Origin of the sequence: Exiguobacterium sp. UBA3491 (assembly GCF_002377745.1) — a bacterium.
GTDB lineage: Bacteria > Bacillota > Bacilli > Exiguobacteriales > Exiguobacteriaceae > Exiguobacterium_A.
Genome location: NZ_DFQK01000032.1, coordinates 308,859 through 329,383, shown reverse-complemented (window position 1 = coordinate 329,383; position 20,525 = coordinate 308,859). Strand labels below are relative to the sequence as shown.

The window sequence follows — 20,525 nt, the reverse complement described above, 5'->3', positions numbered from 1 at the left end:
GTTTTTTTTACGTTTCTTTGATTGGGACTCGATTTTCGTCGAACGTGAATCCTTCTCCCGTTACTTCATAGACATCATGCAACGTGATGAAGGCGTGCTGGTCGACACTTTTAACGAGCGTCTTCAAGCGATTGATTTCATTGCGAGCGACGACGACGTACAATACTTCGAGATCCCGTCCAGAGTAACCGCCTTTTGCGATTAGACGGGTCGTGCCACGATTCATCGTCGCATGAATACCGTCGGCAATCTCCGTCCGGTGATCACTGATGATCATCGCTGCTTTACCGGCATACGTGCCCTCTTGCATCCAATCGATGACGCGGGCACCGACGTAGACGGCAAGTAACGTATACATCGCTTGCTTGTAGTCGAGATACGTCAAGGATGCGACGATGACAAAGAAATCGAAGATCAAGAATGTTCGACCGATCGACCAACCGAAGTAGCGTTTCGTCAAACGCGCGATGATATCGACACCACCAGTCGTACCACCATTGTTGAAGATGATACCAAGACCAACGCCGATGAATACACCGGCAAAGAGCGCAGCAAGCACCATATCGTCACGCAGGTCGATGACGAGTGGTGAATATTTGGCAATCAATCCATACCAGAAGGAAAAACTGAATGTACCGATCAACGTGTAGACGAAGGTCGTCCGACCAAGAATTTTAAAACTGACGAAAAAAAGTGGGACATTCAATACTAAGTTCGTGATCGATGGTGATAATCCGAACAGACCTTTTAGAATCAGCGTGATTCCGGTGAAACCGCCTTCTGCTAACTCATTTTGAACGTTAAAATGATAAATACCAAAAGCAAAGATGAACGATCCGACTAAAATCCAGAGGATGTTCTGGATCCGAATCGGGAATTGGAATGGAGGTGCCATTTCCGTATGCTCCTTTCAAATCAAGACTCTTTCTCTAGGGTAACGGCACGGTCGGAAAAAGACTAGCTTTTCCTATGAAAATCATTCGAAAAGTGATCAGTATGGTCATTCCGATTGATATTGCTTAGAATAGAGACGAATAGAAGACATAAAGAGAGTGTGGTTTTATCATGAAAAAAGCAATTGGGATTCTTTGTTATCCATCCGTCGGCGGGAGTGGGGTCGTCGCGACGGAGCTCGGTATGAAACTTGCGGACCGTGGACATGACGTCCACTTCATTACGTCGAGCATGCCGTTTCGCCTGACGGAATATCGACCAAACATCACGGTCCACTTGGTTGAAGTCAACCAGTATTCCGTTTTTAAATATCCACCATACGACATTACGTTAGCATCAAAAGTCGCAGAAATCATTGATTTATTCGATCTTGATGTCATCCATGCCCATTACGCCGTTCCGCACGCGGTCTGTGCAGATCTCGGACGAAACATGGCTAAGAAAAAAGGCGTCGCCGTCGTGACGACGTTACACGGAACGGACATCACCGTCATCGGGCAAGATTTAGAGATGCAACCGGCTATTCGATACGGCATCGAACGATCAGACGCGGTCACGGCCGTCTCCGAGAGTCTAGCACTTGAGACGAATGCGACGCTCAATGCACACTACGACATCGATGTCATTGCGAACTCGATTGACGAGAGTGTCTATTATCCGATGCGGGATGAACGCTTGAAGCGGCATTACGGCATCGAAGCGGACGAAGTCGTCGTCATTCATATCTCGAACTTCCGACCGGTCAAACGAATCGATGATACGCTTGCGGCGTTCGCCATTGCAGCGAAAGACCGGAAGATGCGTCTGTTGCTCGTCGGGGATGGTCCAGAGATGGGACAAACGAGACGTCGCGCAAAGGAACTCGGCATTTACGACAAAGTGATCTTTGCCGGTAAACAGGAACACGTCGCGCAATTGCTCGCCATTAGTGATATTCATGTCCTGTTGTCAGAAAAAGAAGCGTTCGGGCTCGTCGTCCTTGAGGCGATGGCAATTGGGGTCCCGAGTGTCGTCTCGACAGCAGGTGGCTTACCGGAAGTCATACAGGACGGCGTCACCGGATATATCGTTCCGACTTACGACGTTAAGGTCGCTGCGGCGCGCATCGGTGAACTTGCGGATGATCCGTTGTTACGAGAACGGATGGCAGAAGAGGGTATTCGCGATACTCGTCGTCGTTTTGATTCGAATGAGATCGTCCGTCGTTATGAACAAGTCTATGAACGGGTGTGTGCGCGTCATGAACTTGCTTGAAGGGGCGCATCATATCATTCAGACGATCGAACAAGCGGGTGGTGAGGCTTATATCGTTGGTGGTGCCGTTCGCGACATGTTACTCGACCGGACACCAGGAGACTATGATTTAGCGAGTTCGATGTTACCGGAACAGATCATCGACTTATTCCCTGTCGTCATTCCGACTGGGCTCGAGCATGGAACCGTGACGGTCGTTCTCAACCACATACCGTACGAAATCACGACGTTCCGCTCGGAAGCAACGTATAGCGATCGTAGGCGACCGGATGCGGTGACGCTTGGCGTTAGTTTGGAAGAGGATTTGACCCGGCGTGATTTTACGATCAACGCGATGGCACTCAGACCATCCGGACGTGTGGATTTGTTCGGCGGAGCGCGCGACATCGAAGAGCGAATTATCCGGACGGTCGGCGAACCAGCTGAACGTTTTAATGAAGATGCGCTTCGGATGATGCGGGCGTTCCGCTTCATGAGCCAACTGGATTTCTCGCTTGACAAGGCAACTGAACGAGCAATCGTTAAACTCGCTCCGCATCTAGAGGCCGTTGCGATTGAGCGGATCGCAATCGAGTTCGAGAAACTCTTACTTGGTCCTGGAAAACAGCAGGCGTTACAGGCGATGCTCCGGACAGGAATCGAACGCTACCTCCCCGGTATGACTTCAGAAATCGTCAAAGGACTAGCGCAGCAGTCGTTTCAGGGTGTCTCAAAAGATGCCGTCTGGACACTCGTGCTCGATGCCGGTCTTGCGAAAGATCAATTGACGCGCTGGAAACGATCGAAACATCAAGTGCAGCTCGCTGTGCGTTTAACACCTCTGTTACACCGACCGTTACAAGACTGGGATCGTTATCAGTTGTCGGACGAGGAACTGATGATCCTTCAGGAAATGACCGGAACGGATTATCCAGAGCGATCAGACTTACCGATTCGCAGTCGTAAAGAGCTCTCTGTCGACGGAAAAGACATGATCGGCCTCGGTCTTCAAAAACAACAGATCAAGGAAGCACTTTTGCATTTGGAATACAGTGTCGTCACGCGTGCTTGCCCAAACGACCGCGTGACATTACTGAAGGAGGTAGAGCGATGGCGCACTCAGTCCGAGAACAAATCTTGATCGCACTTCGTCAGCGGACGTGGTACTCCGGACAGGAATTAGCAGAGACGTTAAATATTTCACGTACCGCCATTTGGAAACATATGCAAACCTTAAAGGAAGAAGGATACCAGATCATCTCGAATAAAAAACTAGGCTATCAATTAGTCGATGAAGGCGATTTGCTGACGCCGATTGCCATTGAACAATGGTTAACGACAGCGCGTCTTGGTCGCCACATCCTTCATTTCGAAGAACTGGACACGACGCAGCGGATTGCACATGAGCAAGCGCAACAGCAAGCGCAGGAAGGAACACTCGTCGTATGCGATCACCAGACGAATGGACGCGGACAGCTAGGGAGAACGTGGCATGAAGCGAAAAATGAAGGCATCGCAATGAGTCTACTCGTCCGACCGGATGTACCGATGCACCAAGCAGGTCAATTAACGCTCGTAGCAGGTATTGCACTTGCCCAGTCTCTCCAAACATTCAATGTTCCGGTTACGATTAAATGGCCGAACGATATCTTGATCAACGGTCGTAAGGTGGCAGGCATTTTGACGGAAATGCAGACCGAGGCGGACCGAATCAGTTCAGTCATCATTGGCATCGGGATCAATGTGCATCACGAGCAGTTTCCGGAAGGGATCAAAGATCGTGCTACCTCGCTCGTCCGAGAATCAGGAAGAACTTTCCGACGTGCGGAGGTCGTCGCGACTTTTTTGAATCGATTTGAACGACTATACACACAGTGGCTCGAGCTAGGGTTCGGATCTTTCGTCTCCGAGTGGGAAACACTCGCAGATCGCTTACATGAACGAGTGACGTTACGGACACGTCAGATGACCGCTTCCGGAACATTGCTTGGTATTGACGAGACGGGCACGATTCGGATTGAGACGGAAACGGGGGAGACCCGTTTCCATTCGGCAGAGCTGATTTACTGGGAAAAAGAATGAGGGTTTGATTCAGACGGTTTGCAGAGAGCTTTTCCCGTCATGTATAATAAAGCCACGGATGGTATCCGCTTGCCGGAACCATACCGAATTGACAGGTGCCAGTTTTAGCTGTTTCAACTGCCTTGATCTTAACGGACAGGGACAGAAGGACGATATTCAATTATTCCGCCTTCTTTTCCGCATGCATTTATTTTGGAGAAGAAGGCGTTTTCCTTTTGTCCTCCCTACACACGTAAGGAGAGAACACGATGCACACAATGAGTCCATTACTCAAAAAACAACAAGCTGGAGAGAAGCTCGTCATGTTGACGGCGTATGATTATCCTTCAGCAAAACTATCAGAGGCAGCAGGAGTTGATATGTTGCTCGTCGGCGATTCCCTCGGGAACGTCATCCTCGGCTATGACTCAACGATTGCTGTCACGGTCGACGACATGATTCATCATGCGCGCGCGGTACGCCGCGGCGCACCACAGACGTTCATGATCGTCGATATGCCGTTCGCAAGCTATCACGGTTCATTTGATCGCACGCTTGAATCAGCAGCGCGTATCTTCCAAGAATCGCAGGCAGATGCCTTGAAACTGGAAGGGGCAGGGGAGATTTTAAAAACGATTCGTCGTTTGACGGACGCTGGGATGCCTTGTGTCGCGCATCTCGGATTAACACCACAATCCGTCGGTGTCCTTGAAGGATTTAAAGTCCAGGGGAAATCACTAGAAGCAGCCGAACAACTGATTGCAGACAGTTTGGAAGCAGAGCGTGCCGGAGCGAAGATGCTCGTCCTCGAATGTGTACCGCATCCGCTCGCGAAACGCATTCAAGAGCTCCTCTCGATTCCGGTCATCGGCATCGGTGCTGGCGCAGACGTCGCCGGTCAAGTACTTGTTTATCATGACATCTTGACGTATGGTGTCGGTCGTTTACCGAAGTTCGTTAAAGCGTACACGGACTGGAATACTTCAGGAACGGAAGCAATCGCTGCTTACGTCAAAGACGTCAAAGCCGGTGCTTTCCCTGAACTAGCACACTCATTCCAGATGGACGAAGAACTGATTGGTGCGCTTTATGGAGGGACCAAAGAATGAAAATCATCCAGGACGTCCAGACGTTACGCGAACGTTTAGCGGGAGCCGGTTCAATCGGTTTTGTACCGACGATGGGATTCTTGCATGAAGGGCATGCCTCTTTGCTCAAACAAGCACGACAAGAGAACGATGTCGTCGTCTTGAGTATTTTCGTCAACCCGACACAATTCGGACCAAACGAAGATTTGGATCGTTATCCACGAGACGCGGAACGCGATCAGAAGATCGCGGAGGCAGAAGGGGTCGATTATCTGTTCTATCCGACGAACGAGACGATGTATCCGCTGGATATGGCCCGTGTTACGGTCCGCTCCGGTGATGATGTCTTATGCGGCGCATCACGACCAGGACATTTTGATGGTGTGTTGACGGTCGTCAGCAAACTATTGAACGTCGTCCGTCCAACCCGTGCATATTTCGGTTTAAAGGATGCACAACAGCTCGCATTGATTGAAGCGTATGTCGCTGATTATTTTGTTCCGGTTGAGATCGTCCGTTGTCCGATCATTCGCGAAGCGGATGGTCTAGCGAAATCATCACGCAATGTCTATCTATCGGAAACAGAGCGGACGCAAGCACCGGGCATCCAGCAGGCGTTGCAACAAGCGAAACAAGCACTCGATCAAGGGGTGCCTGTTGAAACGGTTCTCGATCGGACGCGCGAAGCACTTCAATTCGAAGGGACGACGATCGATTACGTCGAAGCCGTCGACTATCCCTCACTAAGACCCGTTACGGAACAAACGACGACGATTCTCTTAGCTGTCGCCGTGCAGTTTGCATCGGCACGCTTGATCGATAATTTACTATATACGAGAGGAGCATGACGATGTTACGCACATTCATGCACGCTAAACTACACAAGGCCCGGGTCACCGAGGCAAACTTACACTATGTTGGTTCGATTACGATCGATGAAGATTTACTCGATGCTGTCGGGATTCTTGAAAATGAAAAAGTCCAAGTGACGAACAATCAGAACGGTGCACGGATTGAAACGTATGCGATTAAAGGTGCTCGTGGTTCAGGTGTCATCTGTTTGAACGGTGCGGCAGCTCGCCATTTCCAAGTCGGAGATGAGGTCATCATCATGGCGTACGCGCAACTATCCACGGAAGAAATCGCGACACATGTTCCAAAAGTGGCTGTTCTAAATGAACAGAACGACATCAAACAAATGTTGTCTCAAGAAATCGCCCACACGATCTTATGAAATTTTAGAGACCCGATCATGTCAGCGGGTCTCTTTTTTTGTTAAGATGAAGAATGAAATGCCATCCGGTCATGGAGAGGATGGATAAAAGGTGGAGGATCAGTGTTGAAGAAAAAGTACGTCGTAGTCGACCTGGAAACGACAGGTCATTCCATAAAGGCTGGCGATGAAATGATTGAGATCGGCATGGCGGTCATTGAAGATGGTCAGTTGACAGAACAATTGTCTGCCTTCGTGCGTCCGACCCAACCGATTCCTCCGTTCATTTCCCAGTTGACGGGCATCACGGATGAGGATGTCAAAGAGGCCGAGACATTCGATGTCATTGCACCACGTGTCTTATCATTGCTCGATGGTGGTGTCTTCGTCGCACATAATGTGCAGTTCGATTTAAACTTCTTAAACGATGCGTTAGAAGAGGAAGGATACTTGCCGTACACAGGTCCTGTCATCGATACGGTCGAACTCGCACGAATCTTACTTCCGACAGCAGAAAGCCACGCGCTGTCACATCTGTCAGAGTCATTACAACTTGCCCATCAAGAGGCGCACCGGGCAGGGAGTGACGCTTCGGCGACGGCTGAATTGTTGCTTGAACTACTCAAACGACTACATACGTTGCCGCTTGAGACATTGAAGCACTTAAGACGTTTATCACCACGCCTGTTCAGTGCCATCGAAGAGGAAATCGACCATGCGATTCGTTTAGTCGGCATCGAGGAGGATTCACAGTTTGATCGTTTCCGTAAAATCGCTTTGAAAAAGCGCCAGACGATGGAGCGGTTGGCACATCCACCCGTTCTTGAACCGTTCGGACCATTCGTTGATGAATTGAATGCCGTGACGTTCCCTCGTCTATTCGAAGGATATGAAGAGCGACGTGGGCAGCTCGAGATGATGCGTCATGTCTATCAATCGCTCGATCAAGAAACGCCGTTACTTGTCGAAGCGGGAACGGGAACCGGGAAATCGCTCGGTTACTTAGTCCCGGCAGCGCACTACGCGCTCGAACATGAAGTGCCAATTGTCGTCAGTACACACACGATTCAATTACAGGAGCAACTGTTCGCGCGTGATTTACCGCTACTGCGTCAATTGTTCGATACGCCGGTCCAGATTGCATTGCTTAAAGGACGAAGTAACTATATCGATTTACGGAAATTCGAGTTTTTCTTGAATGATCAAGAGGATGTCTATAACTTCACGCTCGCAAAAGCGATTCTTCTCGTCTGGTTGACGGAGACGGAAACAGGAGATTTAGAGGAAGTCAGCTTACCGGGTGGTGCAGCGCAAGGCAATATCGGAATCAAGCAATTGATTCAATCCGATAGTCAATCGCAGCTTGGACGGTTTGATCCCTGGTACAGTCGGGACTTCTTCCAGCATGCAATTCGCCAAGCGAAAGATGCGACGATTATCGTCACGAACCATGCGTTGTTGTTTAGTGATCTGCAGTTCGAAGCAGGGGTCTTACCGAAAGGAAGCCCGTTGATTCTCGACGAGGCACACCAAATCGAAGAAGTCGCGAGCCATCATTTTGGTCTCGTTTTTGATGGTCATACGTTTGATCGTCTGTTCCGCCAACTCGGGTATTCATCTGACAAAAAATTATTGCACCGTTTGCTTGATCTGTCGGAAGAATGGGATATCGCCGAGATGGTTGAAGCCCATAGTGAGACGGTCGATGAAGCACTGACGACTTTGCTCGAAGAAGCAGACGGCCTACTGATGATCGTTCAAGCATATGGGCTCGAACTGGCTTCCCGCAAAGCACGACGGGAAGGAATGGTCAGCATTCGCTTTAAGCGACTCGATCGTTCGATGCGTGCCGTCCAGGAAAGTGCCAAGCGGGTTGAGTTGGTGTTGCGGCGTTTGCGTCAAGCAATTCGTGCGATTCATAAACTGTTCCATGAACATCGGGAGCAAATGAGTTATCGGGAGCGTTCGCTCGTCGCGGATTTAAAAGCGATCACGGCACAAATCGAAGAAGCAGAGCTCGCGATCTTCGAGACGATGCTTGCTCCGCACGATGACACGGTATCTTGGATCGAGACGTCCGTTAAGAACCGGAAGCTAACACGCGTCTACACACAACCAATCGACATTTCAGAGCGACTGCGTCGCGAGGTCTTTTCGAAACGGACGTGTATCCTGACGTCGGCGACGTTGACTGTCTCGAACAAGTTCCAGTTCATTGAGAACCGTTTAGGGCTCGATGCGTTCGAGACACGTCGTTTCGTCGTTCCGTCACCGTTCGGATATGCCGAAAACGTTCGACTGATGATTCCGACGGACCTTCCGCTTCTACAGGATGTGCCACTGCCGGAATTCGCGGAGACGATTGCGGAAGCCATCTTACAAATCGCAGAGGTGACGGAGGGACGGATGCTTGTCTTATTTACCTCGAACGACTTGCTACGACTGACGCATGAGGCGACGAAGCCGTTGCTGCCAGACCGGTTTACATTACTCTCGCAAGGGGTCACGCAAGGTTCACGGCAACGACTGATGAAACAGTTCAAGCAACTCGATGCCTGTATCTTGTTCGGGACGGCTAGTTTTTGGGAAGGGGTCGATATCCCGGGAGATGATCTCAGTTGTCTCGTCATCGTCCGCCTACCATTCGCGCCACCGGATCAACCAATCGTCCAAGCACGCTCGGAACGGATTGAAAAACTCGGAAAATCATCATTTTTCGAATACAGCCTACCGCAAGCAATCATTCGCTTTAAACAAGGGTTTGGTCGCTTGATCCGGACGACGAACGATCGTGGTGTCGTCTTCGTGCTCGATCGCCGGATCGAGACGACGCGTTATGGAAAACGATTTGTCACGAGTCTGCCGAAAGTGCCTGTTTTATCAAAACCACTCGACGAACTGACGGCAGAACTAGAATTGTTCTTGAATGATGGCGATTGAGTCTATTCAGATAAACCCTATCGCATTATAATAGATAGAGAAAAATGAGGGAGGACATACAGATGGATTCAAAAATTGAAACACTTGCGACCGTCAAAGTGAATCGCCATGACGATACGTATAAAATCGTCGACTTATTGAACCGGACGCTGAAAACGGAAGATTTAATGTTCGGTCTTGCTCTCGATGAAAAAGATAAGGAGCAGATGGTCTTCACCATCTACCGCACATGAAGTGGAAAGTCACGCTTGGTCTGCTGAGCGCACTCATCATCTTGGCTGTTCTTGGAACAGCCGTTTATCAGGTGACGATCGCTGAGGCAAAAGACCGGGAACAGAGCGTCGCCGAGCAAGCAGAGGCACGTCTGAAAAAAGAACTCAAGCCAACGGACGTCCGGTTCGAATCTATCTTTAACGGGAAACGCCAATATGTCGTTTTTACGATGAAGCAGAGTGGACAGGCGGTACGGGCGTTCGTTCCGAAAAAAGGAGCTATTGAGACACGACCGGTTGCCGATGGTTTTGCCATCAAGACCGTTATCGCGGATCATCCGGAACTCGGAGATATCGTGTCTGCTAAGTACGGTTTTGAGGACCGGGCTGTCATCGAGATCGTTTCAAAGACGAAGACAGGCTATGATTATTCGTATTATACGTACCAAGAAGGTTCTTTCATCAAACGATTACGAATCAAGTAAAGGGAGTGGGCGACATGTTATCGAAACGCGTACGACAATTGACACCATCTACGACTCTAGCCATCACTGCGAAAGCTAAGGCACTACGTGAAGAAGGTCAAGACATCATCGGTTTAGGTGCGGGAGAGCCCGACTTCAATACACCGGAATTCATCATTCAAGCAGCATTCGAGGCAGCAGAAGCGGGCGATACGAAGTATACGCCGTCTGGCGGAACGGTTGCCTTGAAGGATGCAATCATTGAAAAGACACGCCGTGACTTATGGATGCCATACGAACGCTCAGAAGTCATGGTCGCTTCAGGAGCAAAGCATGCACTCTCGACATTGTTCCAAGCGATTCTCGACCCAGGAGATGAAGTCATCGTCCCAGCACCATACTGGGTCAGTTATCCAGAGCAAATTAAACTCAGTGACGGCGTACCGGTCATTTTAGAGACGGACGAATCGTCTCGCTTCAAAGTGACACGGGAATTGCTCGAGCAACATATTACCCCAAAAACGAAAGCACTCGTCTTGAACTCACCATCGAATCCGACAGGAATGGTCTATTCGAAAGAAGAGCTCGAGATGGTAGCAGATGTTGCAATCAAGCACGATCTACTCGTCATCAGTGACGAGATTTATGAAAAGTTGCTCTATAACGGTGCGACACATATTTCGATCGCGTCCTTACCAGAAATGCGCGAACGGACGGTCATCATCAATGGTGTCTCGAAGTCCCATGCGATGACAGGCTGGCGGATCGGGTATGCAATCGGACCGAAGGAGATCATCTCTGCGATGACGAACTTAGCGAGCCATTCGACGTCGAACCCGACATCGATTGCGCAAGCGGCATCGGTTGCTGCGTATGCTGAAGGTGATGCACCGGTCGAAGCGATGCGTGTCATCTTTGAAGAACGACTTGAAAAAATCTATGCACGACTCATCGAGATTGAAGGATTAACGTGTCTGAAGCCGGAAGGGGCATTCTACTTGTTCCCACATGCAAAGCAAGCTGCTGAGATGTGTGGATTCGATAATGTCGATGACTGGTGTACAGCTGTTTTATCTGAAGCGAAGGTTGCCTTGATTCCAGGTTCAGGATTTGGTGCACCGGACTATGTCCGCCTATCTTATGCGACGGACCCGGCACGTGTCTTAGAGGCACTCGACCGGATTGAAGGATTCATCACGGCCCATACAGCCGTTTAATAGAGAGAGGATGTTGACTGTTGAAAACAATGATTCGGGATGTAAATAAATATGTAGGAGAAGAAGTGACGATTGGGTGTTGGTTAGCAAACAAACGCTCGAGTGGTAAAATCGCCTTCCTCCAACTTCGGGATGGCTCGGGATTCATGCAGGGTGTCGTCGTCAAAGAAGTGGTCGGCGAAGACTTATTTAAACAAGCAAAAGGCTTAACACAGGAATCATCACTTTGGGTGACAGGTGTCATCAAATCAGATGGCGGTCGGACAGCGATCGGTCATGAAATGGAAATTTCAAAAATCGAAGTCATCCATGAAGCGATCGATTATCCGATTACACCCAAAGCACACGGAACGGATTTCTTGATGGATAACCGTCACCTCTGGTTACGTTCAAAGCGTCAGCATGCGGTCATGGTCGTTCGGAATGAATTGATTCGTGCGACGTACGAATTCTTCAACCAAGAAGGATTCATCAAAGTGGATCCGCCAATCTTAACAGGTAGTGCGCCAGAAGGAACGACAGAATTGTTCCACACGAAATATTTCGATGAAGATGCTTATCTTTCACAATCTGGCCAGCTTTATATGGAAGCGGCAGCGATGGCACTTGGAAAGGTCTTCTCGTTCGGTCCGACGTTCCGTGCTGAAAAATCAAAAACACGTCGACACTTGATCGAATTCTGGATGATGGAGCCGGAGATGGCATTCCACGATCACGAGATGAACCTCGAAGTCCAAGAAAACTACGTCTCGCACCTCGTGCAATCGGCACTCAAAAACTGCCGTGCTGAACTCGAATTGCTTGGTCGTGATTTGACGGTCCTTGAAAACATTAACGCACCGTTCCCACGCGTCAAGTATACAGAAGCAATCGACATGCTCAAGGATCAAGGATTCGACGATATCGAATTCGGCGATGACTTTGGTGCACCACACGAGACAGCGATCGCCAACAGCTTTGCGCGCCCTGTCTTCATCACGCACTGGCCAAAAGCGATCAAACCGTTCTACATGAAAGAAGATCCGGAAAACCCAGATTTCGTTTTATGTGATGATTTGATTGCCCCTGAAGGATACGGGGAAATCGTCGGTGGTTCACAACGTGAAGAAGATCATGACAAACTTCTCGCGGAGATGAAGAAACATGGTCTTGATGAGACGGGTGCCTATAAATGGTATCTTGAAACACGTCAATACGGTTCTGTTCCACACAGTGGCTTCGGTCTTGGTTTAGAGCGGACAGTTGCTTGGATTACAGGCGTCGAGCACGTTCGGGAAACGATTCCGTTCCCACGTCTGCTGAATCGTCTCTATCCTTAAGCAGAGTAAGGAAAAACATCGACCCATCGTCTCGACGGGTCGATTTCTTGTTTAGACTAGAGAATCGAGGAATTACGATGAATCATAATTTAGTGCAATTATTCGAGGAAGGGACGGTCGTCTTACCGAAACGATTGTTCACAGAGGCGAAACGATTAGGTATCAGTTTTGTCGAGTTCACGTTAATTGGTCAACTGTTTGCCTGTCGGGCGGAAGGCATGGAGATGCCGTCTCCGGAAGAGTTAAGTAATCGACTTGGATTATCAGAGACGGAAACGATCGAGACGACTCTCGGTCTATTGCAAAAAGGATTACTAGCGATGGAGAATGTTAACGGATCAGAACGTTATTCGCTTGTGCCACTTTACGAAAAACTGATGGCACCACCGGAACAGGAAGCACCAAACTTTGATACAATCAACCCGTCTGTCTTCCAACAGTTCGAACGGGAACTGGGCATGATGTCCCCATTTCAGATGGAGCAAATCATTCAGTGGTTGACGATCGAAAATATTTCGGAAGAGCTCGTGCTCGCTGCACTTCGAGAAGCGGTCTATCATAACGTTCGCAAGATGACTTATATCAATCAAATTTTACGAACATGGGAACGCGAAGGCATCAAGACACTTGAGGATCTTGCCGGGCGAGGAGGCTGAGTAGATGTTACGGAAAGCAGAAATCGATCGGATTGAAGCGACGTTAGAAGAGATGTTTCCGGATGCATTTTGCGAGTTGATTCACCGCAATCCGTTTGAACTGGTCGTTGCGGTCGCACTGAGTGCGCAAGCGACCGACGTACTCGTCAATCAGGTGACACCTGGATTATTTGCTGCTTATCCGGATCCTGCTTCACTTGCTGCGGCACCGGTCGAGGAAATCGAGGACAAGATCAAACGACTTGGATTATACCGGAATAAAGCCAAAAACATCAAGGCACTGGCAGCACAACTCCTTGCGCAACACGACGGTGAAGTCCCGACGGAACGAGCCGAACTTGAAGCATTACCTGGTGTCGGGCGTAAAACGGCAAATGTCGTCTTGTCTGTCGCCTTCGATGTCCCGGCATTTGCGGTTGATACACATGTCGAGCGCGTCTCGAAACGTCTCGGAATCTGTCGGTGGAAGGATAATGTCACACAGGTTGAAGCGACACTCATGCGCCGTTTCAAACGAGAACGTTGGTCAAAACTCCATCATCAATTCATCTTCTTTGGACGTTATCACTGTAAGGCACAACGTCCGAACTGTGAAGCTTGCCCGTTACTCGACATGTGTCGAGAAGGTAAAAAGCGGACAAAAGGATTAGCGACACCATAAAAAAGTGGATCCCTATCGGATCCACTTTTTTTGAGTCATCAACCATTCCAAGGGGTATCGGACCATTCACGACGCTTTTTCGTGATCGGTACTTTTTTGAAACCCCAGTTTCGGAAATCTTGGTCCGGGCTATCGCGGCGAATGTAAATTTTATCTTTGATGGCTTTAAAAATCCGGTTTTCGTCCCCATAATGGACAAACCGTGGTTTTACCTCGATGACACCACGACGGACGCGGGACAAAGGTAAGCAGACCAAATCCGCAATCTCAAGACCAGATTGGTAGAGGTCGCTGTCTTTTTCAGCAAAGATGAAGCCCTTGATTTTTTGACGGCTTTTTTCAACGTCGAGATGGACCGTTCCTGAATTGAAGATATCGAAGAATGCCTTTTGAATCAGCAAGTTCTGATAATCATCACGACTTTCAAGCACAACACGTGCACTCGTCGCTTCTGTCTCATCAAGGAAGGAATAGAACGATTTCATTAGATGAGCGAAGGCAACGACATACGGATCCTTCGGTGTCGAGAAGAAGTCTTGCAGCTTCTGTTTATCGACTTCGACACTGACGATCGTACAATCGATATCGACTAAAAATTCCGGTAAGGCAATCCAGAAGTGACGCAACATATCGATCGTGATCCCGTCTTCTTTTCCATATGGATGTTCGGCTTTTAAAATTTCTTTGAGATGAAGCGGAATATGTGGATCCTCAAAGACTTTTGCCTTGAAGTCCATCAAACGTTGACGAAGCGGACTCGGTTCGCCCGTCTCATCCGAATCGATGGCATATTTATATTCCATCAAGACACCTGTTAGATTGAATTGTGTATTCCCCTTAGGTGTTCCCGTCTCGTCAACGAACATGATGTATTTCTTCGGGGCAGGGGTTGAGTTCTTAGGAAATCCTTTGACATCAACGCCTTTGACGTTCGATTGTACCCGTTTGTTCAAATGAATCTCCTCCAATTGCACGATAATTACACAGTCTTAAGAAAGAAATGCTCTTGATGCCACTTTACACGCTAGGCGACTGAAAAGCTATAGCCTGGCAAGTGAAACCGGTGAAACATTCCCTTATAGATTAGGTGTTCGACTCAAGGAAGATAACTCCTGTTTTTAATTATTATTCTTCGCCATTCATCAATCGATCGATATAGCGGACGGATTTAATCGTTTCATTGAAACGTTTCAGACTCGTCTTCGGCTGAAAGGCTTGGACAGAAATCTGCTTCAGTTGATCCACAGCACTTTCGACCATGCTCGGACGTAAGTAAGGACTATCTTGGGCATTCGTTTGCCACTGCGCAATCAGTTGATCTGCTCGTTCGACGAACGGTACGACGTCTCGATTGAAGTCATATTCGGTTCCGGCACGTCCTTCTTGATATATACGTTCAATCTCTTGTAATAACGGTTCAATTGTCATTGGTTTTTAACTACTCCTCTCGGCCGATACGGTACAATCACATATCATGGTACAATAAACACGATAGGAGGGGAATCGTTTTGAACTACCCGAATGGGAAAAAATTTCAAAAGCCACTCGAGTCGCACGGAACCCGAATCAAGAAGGCACGATCAACCGATTCAACCTTTTCAAATCGTGGGATGACGCTCGAAAAATTATTGAATGAAAGTAATACGTTTTATCTGACTCATAATCGGGCAATCATTCACAAGAAACCCACTCCGTTACAAATCGTTCAAGTGGATTATCCAAAGCGGTCTGCAGCTGTCGTCAAAGAAGCTTATTTTAAGCAACCATCGACGACCGATTATAATGGTGTCTACCGCGGAAAATATATTGATTTCGAAGCGAAGGAGACGACAAATAAAACGTCCTTCCCGATAAAAAATTTTCACCCCCATCAAATCGCACACATGCGTCAATGTGTCGAACATGGAGGAATTTGTTTTGTCATCATTCGATTCAGTCTGTATAATGTGCAATATGTGCTTTCAGTCGAGCACGTGTTCCCCTGGTGGGATCAACTCGAAAGCGGACGGAAATCCATTCCGCTGACGATCATCGAACAAGACGGTATCAAAGTCGAGACTGGCGCGTACCCTGCTATCGATTATTTAAAGGCAGTGGACGAACTATATTTCAATTCAGACACTTTTTGATTGAAGGAGAAGGATAGCATATGGAAAGAAGTCGTGTCGCACGTCGTGAAGAGACGAAGTCATCTGAGAAAAAGATGAAACGGACGAAACGTCCCCAAAAGAAAAAATCAGGTGGAGGATCCGGTGGGAAAGGTCCACTCTGGAAAAAGTTATTGTTGATTGCTACCGGATTATTCATCTTGATGATGTTGATCGGAGGCGGATTTGCGGCTTATGCGATTGCTACGGCACCTGAGCTTGATGAAGCAGAGCTTCGTGATGCCTTACCGTTAAAGATTTATGCAAGTAATAAAGAGGAAATCACAAAAGGCGGAACGAGCCGAGAATATGTGTCGATCGATGAAGTACCAGAAGTCGTCAAGGACGCATTCATCTCGATCGAGGACCGTCGCTTTTATCAGCATAACGGGATTGATTTCCGCCGTCTCGGAGGTGCCATCATCGCAAACGTCACCGATGGATTTGGTTCTGAAGGCGCTTCGACGATCACACAACAGGTCGTCAAACAATCATTCCTCAGCTTTGATAAAACAATCACACGGAAAGTCCAAGAGCAATGGCTTGCGATCCGCTTAGAGCAGGATTATACGAAAGATCAGATTTTAGAGATGTACTTGAATAAAAACTACTATGGTCAAAACTCATTTGGCATCCAGACCGCTTCAAAAGCCTATTTCAATAAATCAGTTGATAAGTTGAATTATGCGGAAGCTGCAATGCTCGCGGGATTACCGCAACGTCCGACAGCTTATGATCCCATCAAAGGAGATCCGAAGCTAACGAAATGGCGTCAGACACAAGTCCTCAATGCGATGCAAACGACAGGCGTCATTACAAAAGCGCAACGAGATAAAGCGGTCAAACAACCAATTTCGAAATTAATCAATCCGGCGCCGAAGTCAACGAAAGATGAATCATATGATAGTGTCATCTTCGACATGGTATCAAAAGAGTTAGAAGATGATTTTGGTCTAGAAGGAAAAGATATCTATGGTCAAGGGTTAAAGATCTATACGTCGATTGATAAGCCGATGCATGACTATATGAACGAAGCGATCAAAAAAGATCAAATCGTTCAATTACCGGAATATGCTGAAACGGCTGCTACGGCAATTAATACGCAAACCGGAGAAATTCTTGCAGTCGTCGATGGTAAAAATCCAGGTAAAGGAACAGCGCGACGAAACTATGCAAATGAACCCCATCAACCGGGATCATCCGCAAAACCATTCTTCGCATACGGTCCGGCCATCGAAAATGACAAATGGTCGACTGCGAAACAATTGACGGATAAGCCGACAGAAGTCAACGGAAAAGAGATTGGAAACTATTATGATGGATATCGTGGTACGAATACGATTCGTCATTGGTTGAAAATCTCGGCTAACACACCTGCCATTCAAACGTTCCAAGAAATTGGTGGGGATGCAGTCGAAGCATTCGCTGAAAAGTCTGGCTTGAAAATGAAAGACGATGAGTCGATTTCACCAGCTTATGCAATTGGTGGGATGAAGCATGGTTTTAATACGACTCAGATGGCAGGAGCTTATGCAACACTGGGTAATGGGGGCGATTACATCAAACCACACGTCATTAAATCGATTGAGTACAGTGACGGATCTAAAATCAAGTCACCAATCAAATCGAAAAAGGCGATGGAAGACTACACAGCTTATATGTTGACGGATATGCTTCGTGATGTCTTGAAACCAGGTGGTACGTTCCCAAGTGCTGGGTTGTCGTTTGATGCAGCCGGTAAGACAGGGACAACCAATGCTTATAAAGATGTCTGGTTTGCAGGATATACATCTGATGTCTCGATCAGTGTCTGGACAGGAACAACGAAATCAGGAAACAACAATGGATCCGGACTCAGTGGTCCATATAACAGTACGATGGCACAGCAAATCTGGAAAGATTTCATTACAAAAACACGCGATCGAACGCCAGCGCCATTTGAACAACCAAGTTCTGTCCTCAGTATCGGAAACGAATTATACGTGAAAGGGACGAAGGAACCTGTCGTTGAAAAAAAGACGGTACCCGCTCCGACTGGATTACAAGCATCTTACGATGAAGACGAAAAGAGCGGTGAACTGACTTGGAACTACAATGACGCTGCGCTTCGTGCCAATGGGTATGATAATGTATCGTTTGAAGTGAAGATGACAGATGCTGATGGTAAATCATCGACAGTCGGAACGAGTACGACGAATCGAATCAGTATCAGTGGGTTAAAGCCAGGTCGCTCGATATTCCAAGTCGTAGCGAAAGCGTCAGGAGAAAAATCGGGACCAGTCTCGACGACGGTAACGGTCACCGATCCTGAAGAAGAAAAACCGTCAACGGACGAGCCAACGACGGATGAACCAACGACGGATGAACCGTCAACGGACGAGCCAACGACGGATGAACCGTCAACGGACGAGCCAACGACGGACGAGACAACAACGGACGAGCCAACGACGGATGAACCGTCAACGGACGAACCGTCAACGGACGAGCCAACGACAGACGAACCAACGACGGATGAACCGTCAACAGATACACCGAATTCAAATGATGGTGCGAATGCACAAAACAATTCGAACGGTTCAACGGAACGAAACAACTCGAATGATAATGGAAATAATGGTCGTGGAAACGACGCTACGAATTCTACAACACCATAAGCACGACTTGTAAAGAAAGACAAGACCAAAGACGAGTAGATCGTTCTTTGGTCTTGCTTCTTTTTTTGTATAATGAAAAGTGGAAGGAAGTGAAGGCATGCAAGCGAAACAAACGCTCGTTGCATTTCTTGAAGAATTGAAACAGGACCGTTCATTCATGGAGCGGATTACGTATATGAAAACGATGGAAGCGACAGCCGGACGCTATGTCGATTTTCCAGAACAGTTACCGGAACGCTTGCGCCAAGCTCTCCGGACACGTGGCATCACTCAGTTATACCGTCACCAAGGATTGGCGTATGAACGCGTACAAGCAGGCGAGTCGACGGTCATCGTCACACCAACCGCCTCGGGAAAGACTTATTGTTTTAATTTACCGGTCTTATCACACTTGCTCGAACATCCAAACGCACGAGCGTTGTATCTGTACCCGACAAAAGCGCTGGCACAAGATCAAAATAGTGAGTTACTCGAACTGATCGATCAATTAGAGGCTCCAATCCGTTGTTTCACATATGACGGAGATACGTCACCGACGATTCGAACAAAAGTACGAAAAGCCGGGAACATCGTCATTACGAATCCAGATATGCTACATTCCGGAATCTTACCACATCATACAAAATGGATCGAACTATTTGAGAACTTAAAATATATCGTTATCGATGAGCTTCATACGTATCGCGGTGTCTTTGGCAGTCATGTCGCGAATGTCATTCGTCGCTTACGACGGATTTGTCGGTATTATGGCAGTAATCCCGTCTTCATCATGACAAGTGCAACGATTGCAAATCCAAAGGAACTAGCCGAACGATTAACGGAGAAAACAGTCGGACTAATTGATGAGAATGGTGCGCCGACAGGACGTAAACATTTTCTCGTCTATCAACCACCGATCGTCAACGCACAACTCGGTATTCGACGCTCGGCGACACTTGAGACAAAACAATTAGCGATGCGCTTCATCAAGAACAAATTTCAGACAATCGTCTTTGCACGGTCTCGCGTCCGCGTCGAAGTCTTACTGACGTATCTGAGAAGTATCTATCCGCACGAGCTTGGTCCTCGATCCATCGAAGGGTATCGGGGTGGTTATTTACCAAGTGAACGTCGCGATATCGAACGACGGTTACGCCAAGGAGAAATCACAGGTATCGTCTCGACAAATGCTCTTGAACTCGGTGTCGACATCGGTCAACTGCAAGTGTGTATCATGAACGGCTATCCAGGTACGATTGCTTCACTTTGGCAACAAGCAGGACGAGCGGGGCGTCGGCAAGATGATGCACTAATCATTCTTGTCGCCTCATCTGGTATGCTCGATCAATATGTTGCGGAACGACCAGAGTTATTCTTGAATCAATCCCCGGAAGCAGCGCGACTTGATCCAGATAATTTGATCATTGCCGTCGATCACGTCAAATGTGCGGCGTTTGAACTGCCTTTTACGAAAGGCGAATCATTTGGAACGCTTGATACGGAAGACATCCTCGAGTACTTAGTCGAAGAGCGTGTCCTGCATGAGCGAGGCGATCGTTTTTATTGGATGAATGACGCGTTTCCAGCACACGGGATATCGCTACGGTCGAGTGATCAAGAGAATGTCATCATTGTCGATCAGACCGAGGTACCGAATCGAGTCATCGGCGAGATGGATACCTTTAGTGCAATGACGTTGTTACATGACGAAGCCATTTATTTGCATG

20 protein-coding genes are annotated in these 20,525 nt (G+C 48.0%); 16 read left to right on the top strand and 4 right to left on the bottom strand.

Annotated elements, in window-relative coordinates; translation table 11 throughout:
- Positions 1–7: 7 nt before the first annotated feature.
- A complete protein-coding gene (locus tag B4F99_RS14140) occupies positions 8–895 on the bottom strand; it encodes a YitT family protein (protein WP_290759125.1) in 888 nt (295 codons plus the stop codon).
- Positions 896–1,065: 170 nt separating this feature from the next.
- Between B4F99_RS14140 and bshA the strand changes: the two genes are divergently transcribed.
- From bshA to B4F99_RS14125, 3 genes are read left to right on the top strand one after another with little or no spacing between them, the layout of a single operon-like run.
- Positions 1,066–2,208, top strand: a complete 1,143-nt coding sequence (gene bshA / locus B4F99_RS14135; protein WP_214854417.1) for an N-acetyl-alpha-D-glucosaminyl L-malate synthase BshA — start codon at positions 1,066–1,068, stop codon at positions 2,206–2,208.
- The gene (locus tag B4F99_RS14130) at positions 2,195–3,328 is read left to right on the top strand and encodes a CCA tRNA nucleotidyltransferase (RefSeq protein ID WP_290759122.1); all 1,134 of its coding nucleotides are present in this window, start codon (positions 2,195–2,197) and stop codon (positions 3,326–3,328) included. Before bshA ends, B4F99_RS14130 begins: the two co-directional genes overlap by 14 nt.
- Positions 3,298–4,269, top strand: a complete 972-nt coding sequence (locus B4F99_RS14125) for a biotin--[acetyl-CoA-carboxylase] ligase (protein ID WP_214854414.1) — start codon at positions 3,298–3,300, stop codon at positions 4,267–4,269. The genes B4F99_RS14130 and B4F99_RS14125 overlap by 31 nt, the downstream gene beginning before the upstream one ends.
- Positions 4,270–4,306: 37 nt before the next feature.
- Here B4F99_RS14125 and B4F99_RS14120 read toward each other — a convergent pair whose 3' ends face one another.
- Positions 4,307–4,429 carry a hypothetical protein gene (locus B4F99_RS14120; RefSeq protein WP_256429275.1) on the bottom strand — a complete coding sequence of 41 codons (123 nt, stop codon included), beginning with the start codon at positions 4,427–4,429 and terminating at the stop codon, positions 4,307–4,309.
- 88 nt (positions 4,430–4,517) lie between these two features.
- Between B4F99_RS14120 and panB the strand changes: the two genes are divergently transcribed.
- The 10 genes from panB (at position 4,518) to nth (ending at position 14,018) form a co-directional block, all read left to right on the top strand.
- Positions 4,518–5,357: a 3-methyl-2-oxobutanoate hydroxymethyltransferase gene (gene panB / locus B4F99_RS14115; protein WP_290759112.1), complete on the top strand. Its 840-nt coding sequence runs from the start codon at positions 4,518–4,520 to the stop codon at positions 5,355–5,357.
- A complete protein-coding gene (panC, locus tag B4F99_RS14110) occupies positions 5,354–6,184 on the top strand; it encodes a pantoate--beta-alanine ligase (RefSeq protein ID WP_214854408.1) in 831 nt (276 codons plus the stop codon). Before panB ends, panC begins: the two co-directional genes overlap by 4 nt.
- 2 nt (positions 6,185–6,186) lie before the next feature.
- Entirely contained in the window at positions 6,187–6,570 is a 384-nt protein-coding gene (panD, locus tag B4F99_RS14105) for an aspartate 1-decarboxylase (protein WP_029341994.1), read from the top strand.
- Between the two features lie 105 nt (positions 6,571–6,675).
- Positions 6,676–9,489 (top strand): ATP-dependent DNA helicase DinG, encoded by a 2,814-nt coding sequence (gene dinG / locus B4F99_RS14100; RefSeq protein WP_290759108.1) that lies wholly within the window; start codon positions 6,676–6,678, stop codon positions 9,487–9,489.
- 62 nt (positions 9,490–9,551) lie between these two features.
- Positions 9,552–9,722, top strand: a complete 171-nt coding sequence (locus B4F99_RS14095) for a YpmA family protein (protein ID WP_012370646.1) — start codon at positions 9,552–9,554, stop codon at positions 9,720–9,722.
- Positions 9,719–10,186, top strand: coding sequence for a hypothetical protein (locus tag B4F99_RS14090; RefSeq protein WP_290759105.1), 468 nt, complete (start codon positions 9,719–9,721; stop codon positions 10,184–10,186). The genes B4F99_RS14095 and B4F99_RS14090 overlap by 4 nt, the downstream gene beginning before the upstream one ends.
- 14 nt (positions 10,187–10,200) lie before the next feature.
- Positions 10,201–11,382, top strand: a complete 1,182-nt coding sequence (locus B4F99_RS14085) for a pyridoxal phosphate-dependent aminotransferase (RefSeq protein WP_214854399.1) — start codon at positions 10,201–10,203, stop codon at positions 11,380–11,382.
- A gap of 29 nt (positions 11,383–11,411) precedes the next feature.
- Entirely contained in the window at positions 11,412–12,701 is a 1,290-nt protein-coding gene (gene asnS / locus B4F99_RS14080) for an asparagine--tRNA ligase (protein WP_396209331.1), read from the top strand.
- A 77-nt stretch (positions 12,702–12,778) separates the two neighbouring features.
- A complete protein-coding gene (locus B4F99_RS14075) occupies positions 12,779–13,357 on the top strand; it encodes a DnaD domain-containing protein (protein ID WP_023468616.1) in 579 nt (192 codons plus the stop codon).
- Between the two features lie 4 nt (positions 13,358–13,361).
- Positions 13,362–14,018, top strand: a complete 657-nt coding sequence (gene nth / locus B4F99_RS14070; RefSeq protein ID WP_214854393.1) for an endonuclease III — start codon at positions 13,362–13,364, stop codon at positions 14,016–14,018.
- A 38-nt stretch (positions 14,019–14,056) separates the two neighbouring features.
- On the opposite strand, the gene B4F99_RS14065 is transcribed toward nth, so the two are convergent.
- Positions 14,057–14,971, bottom strand: a complete 915-nt coding sequence (locus B4F99_RS14065; RefSeq protein WP_023468614.1) for a DUF3800 domain-containing protein — start codon at positions 14,969–14,971, stop codon at positions 14,057–14,059.
- 172 nt (positions 14,972–15,143) lie between these two features.
- The gene (locus B4F99_RS14060) at positions 15,144–15,446 is read right to left on the bottom strand and encodes a DUF1798 family protein (RefSeq protein ID WP_023468613.1); all 303 of its coding nucleotides are present in this window, start codon (positions 15,444–15,446) and stop codon (positions 15,144–15,146) included.
- 74 nt (positions 15,447–15,520) lie between these two features.
- On the opposite strand from B4F99_RS14060, the gene recU reads away from it, so the two are divergent.
- From recU to B4F99_RS14045, 3 genes are all read left to right on the top strand, one after another.
- Complete coding sequence (gene recU, locus B4F99_RS14055; RefSeq protein ID WP_035409519.1) at positions 15,521–16,147, top strand: Holliday junction resolvase RecU; 627 nt, start codon at positions 15,521–15,523, stop codon at positions 16,145–16,147.
- Positions 16,148–16,167: 20 nt separating this feature from the next.
- Positions 16,168–18,819, top strand: coding sequence for a PBP1A family penicillin-binding protein (locus B4F99_RS14050; RefSeq protein WP_290759097.1), 2,652 nt, complete (start codon positions 16,168–16,170; stop codon positions 18,817–18,819).
- Positions 18,820–18,916: 97 nt separating this feature from the next.
- Positions 18,917–20,525: DEAD/DEAH box helicase (locus tag B4F99_RS14045; protein ID WP_290759094.1), on the top strand; the 1,609-nt coding region annotated here is incomplete at its 3' end.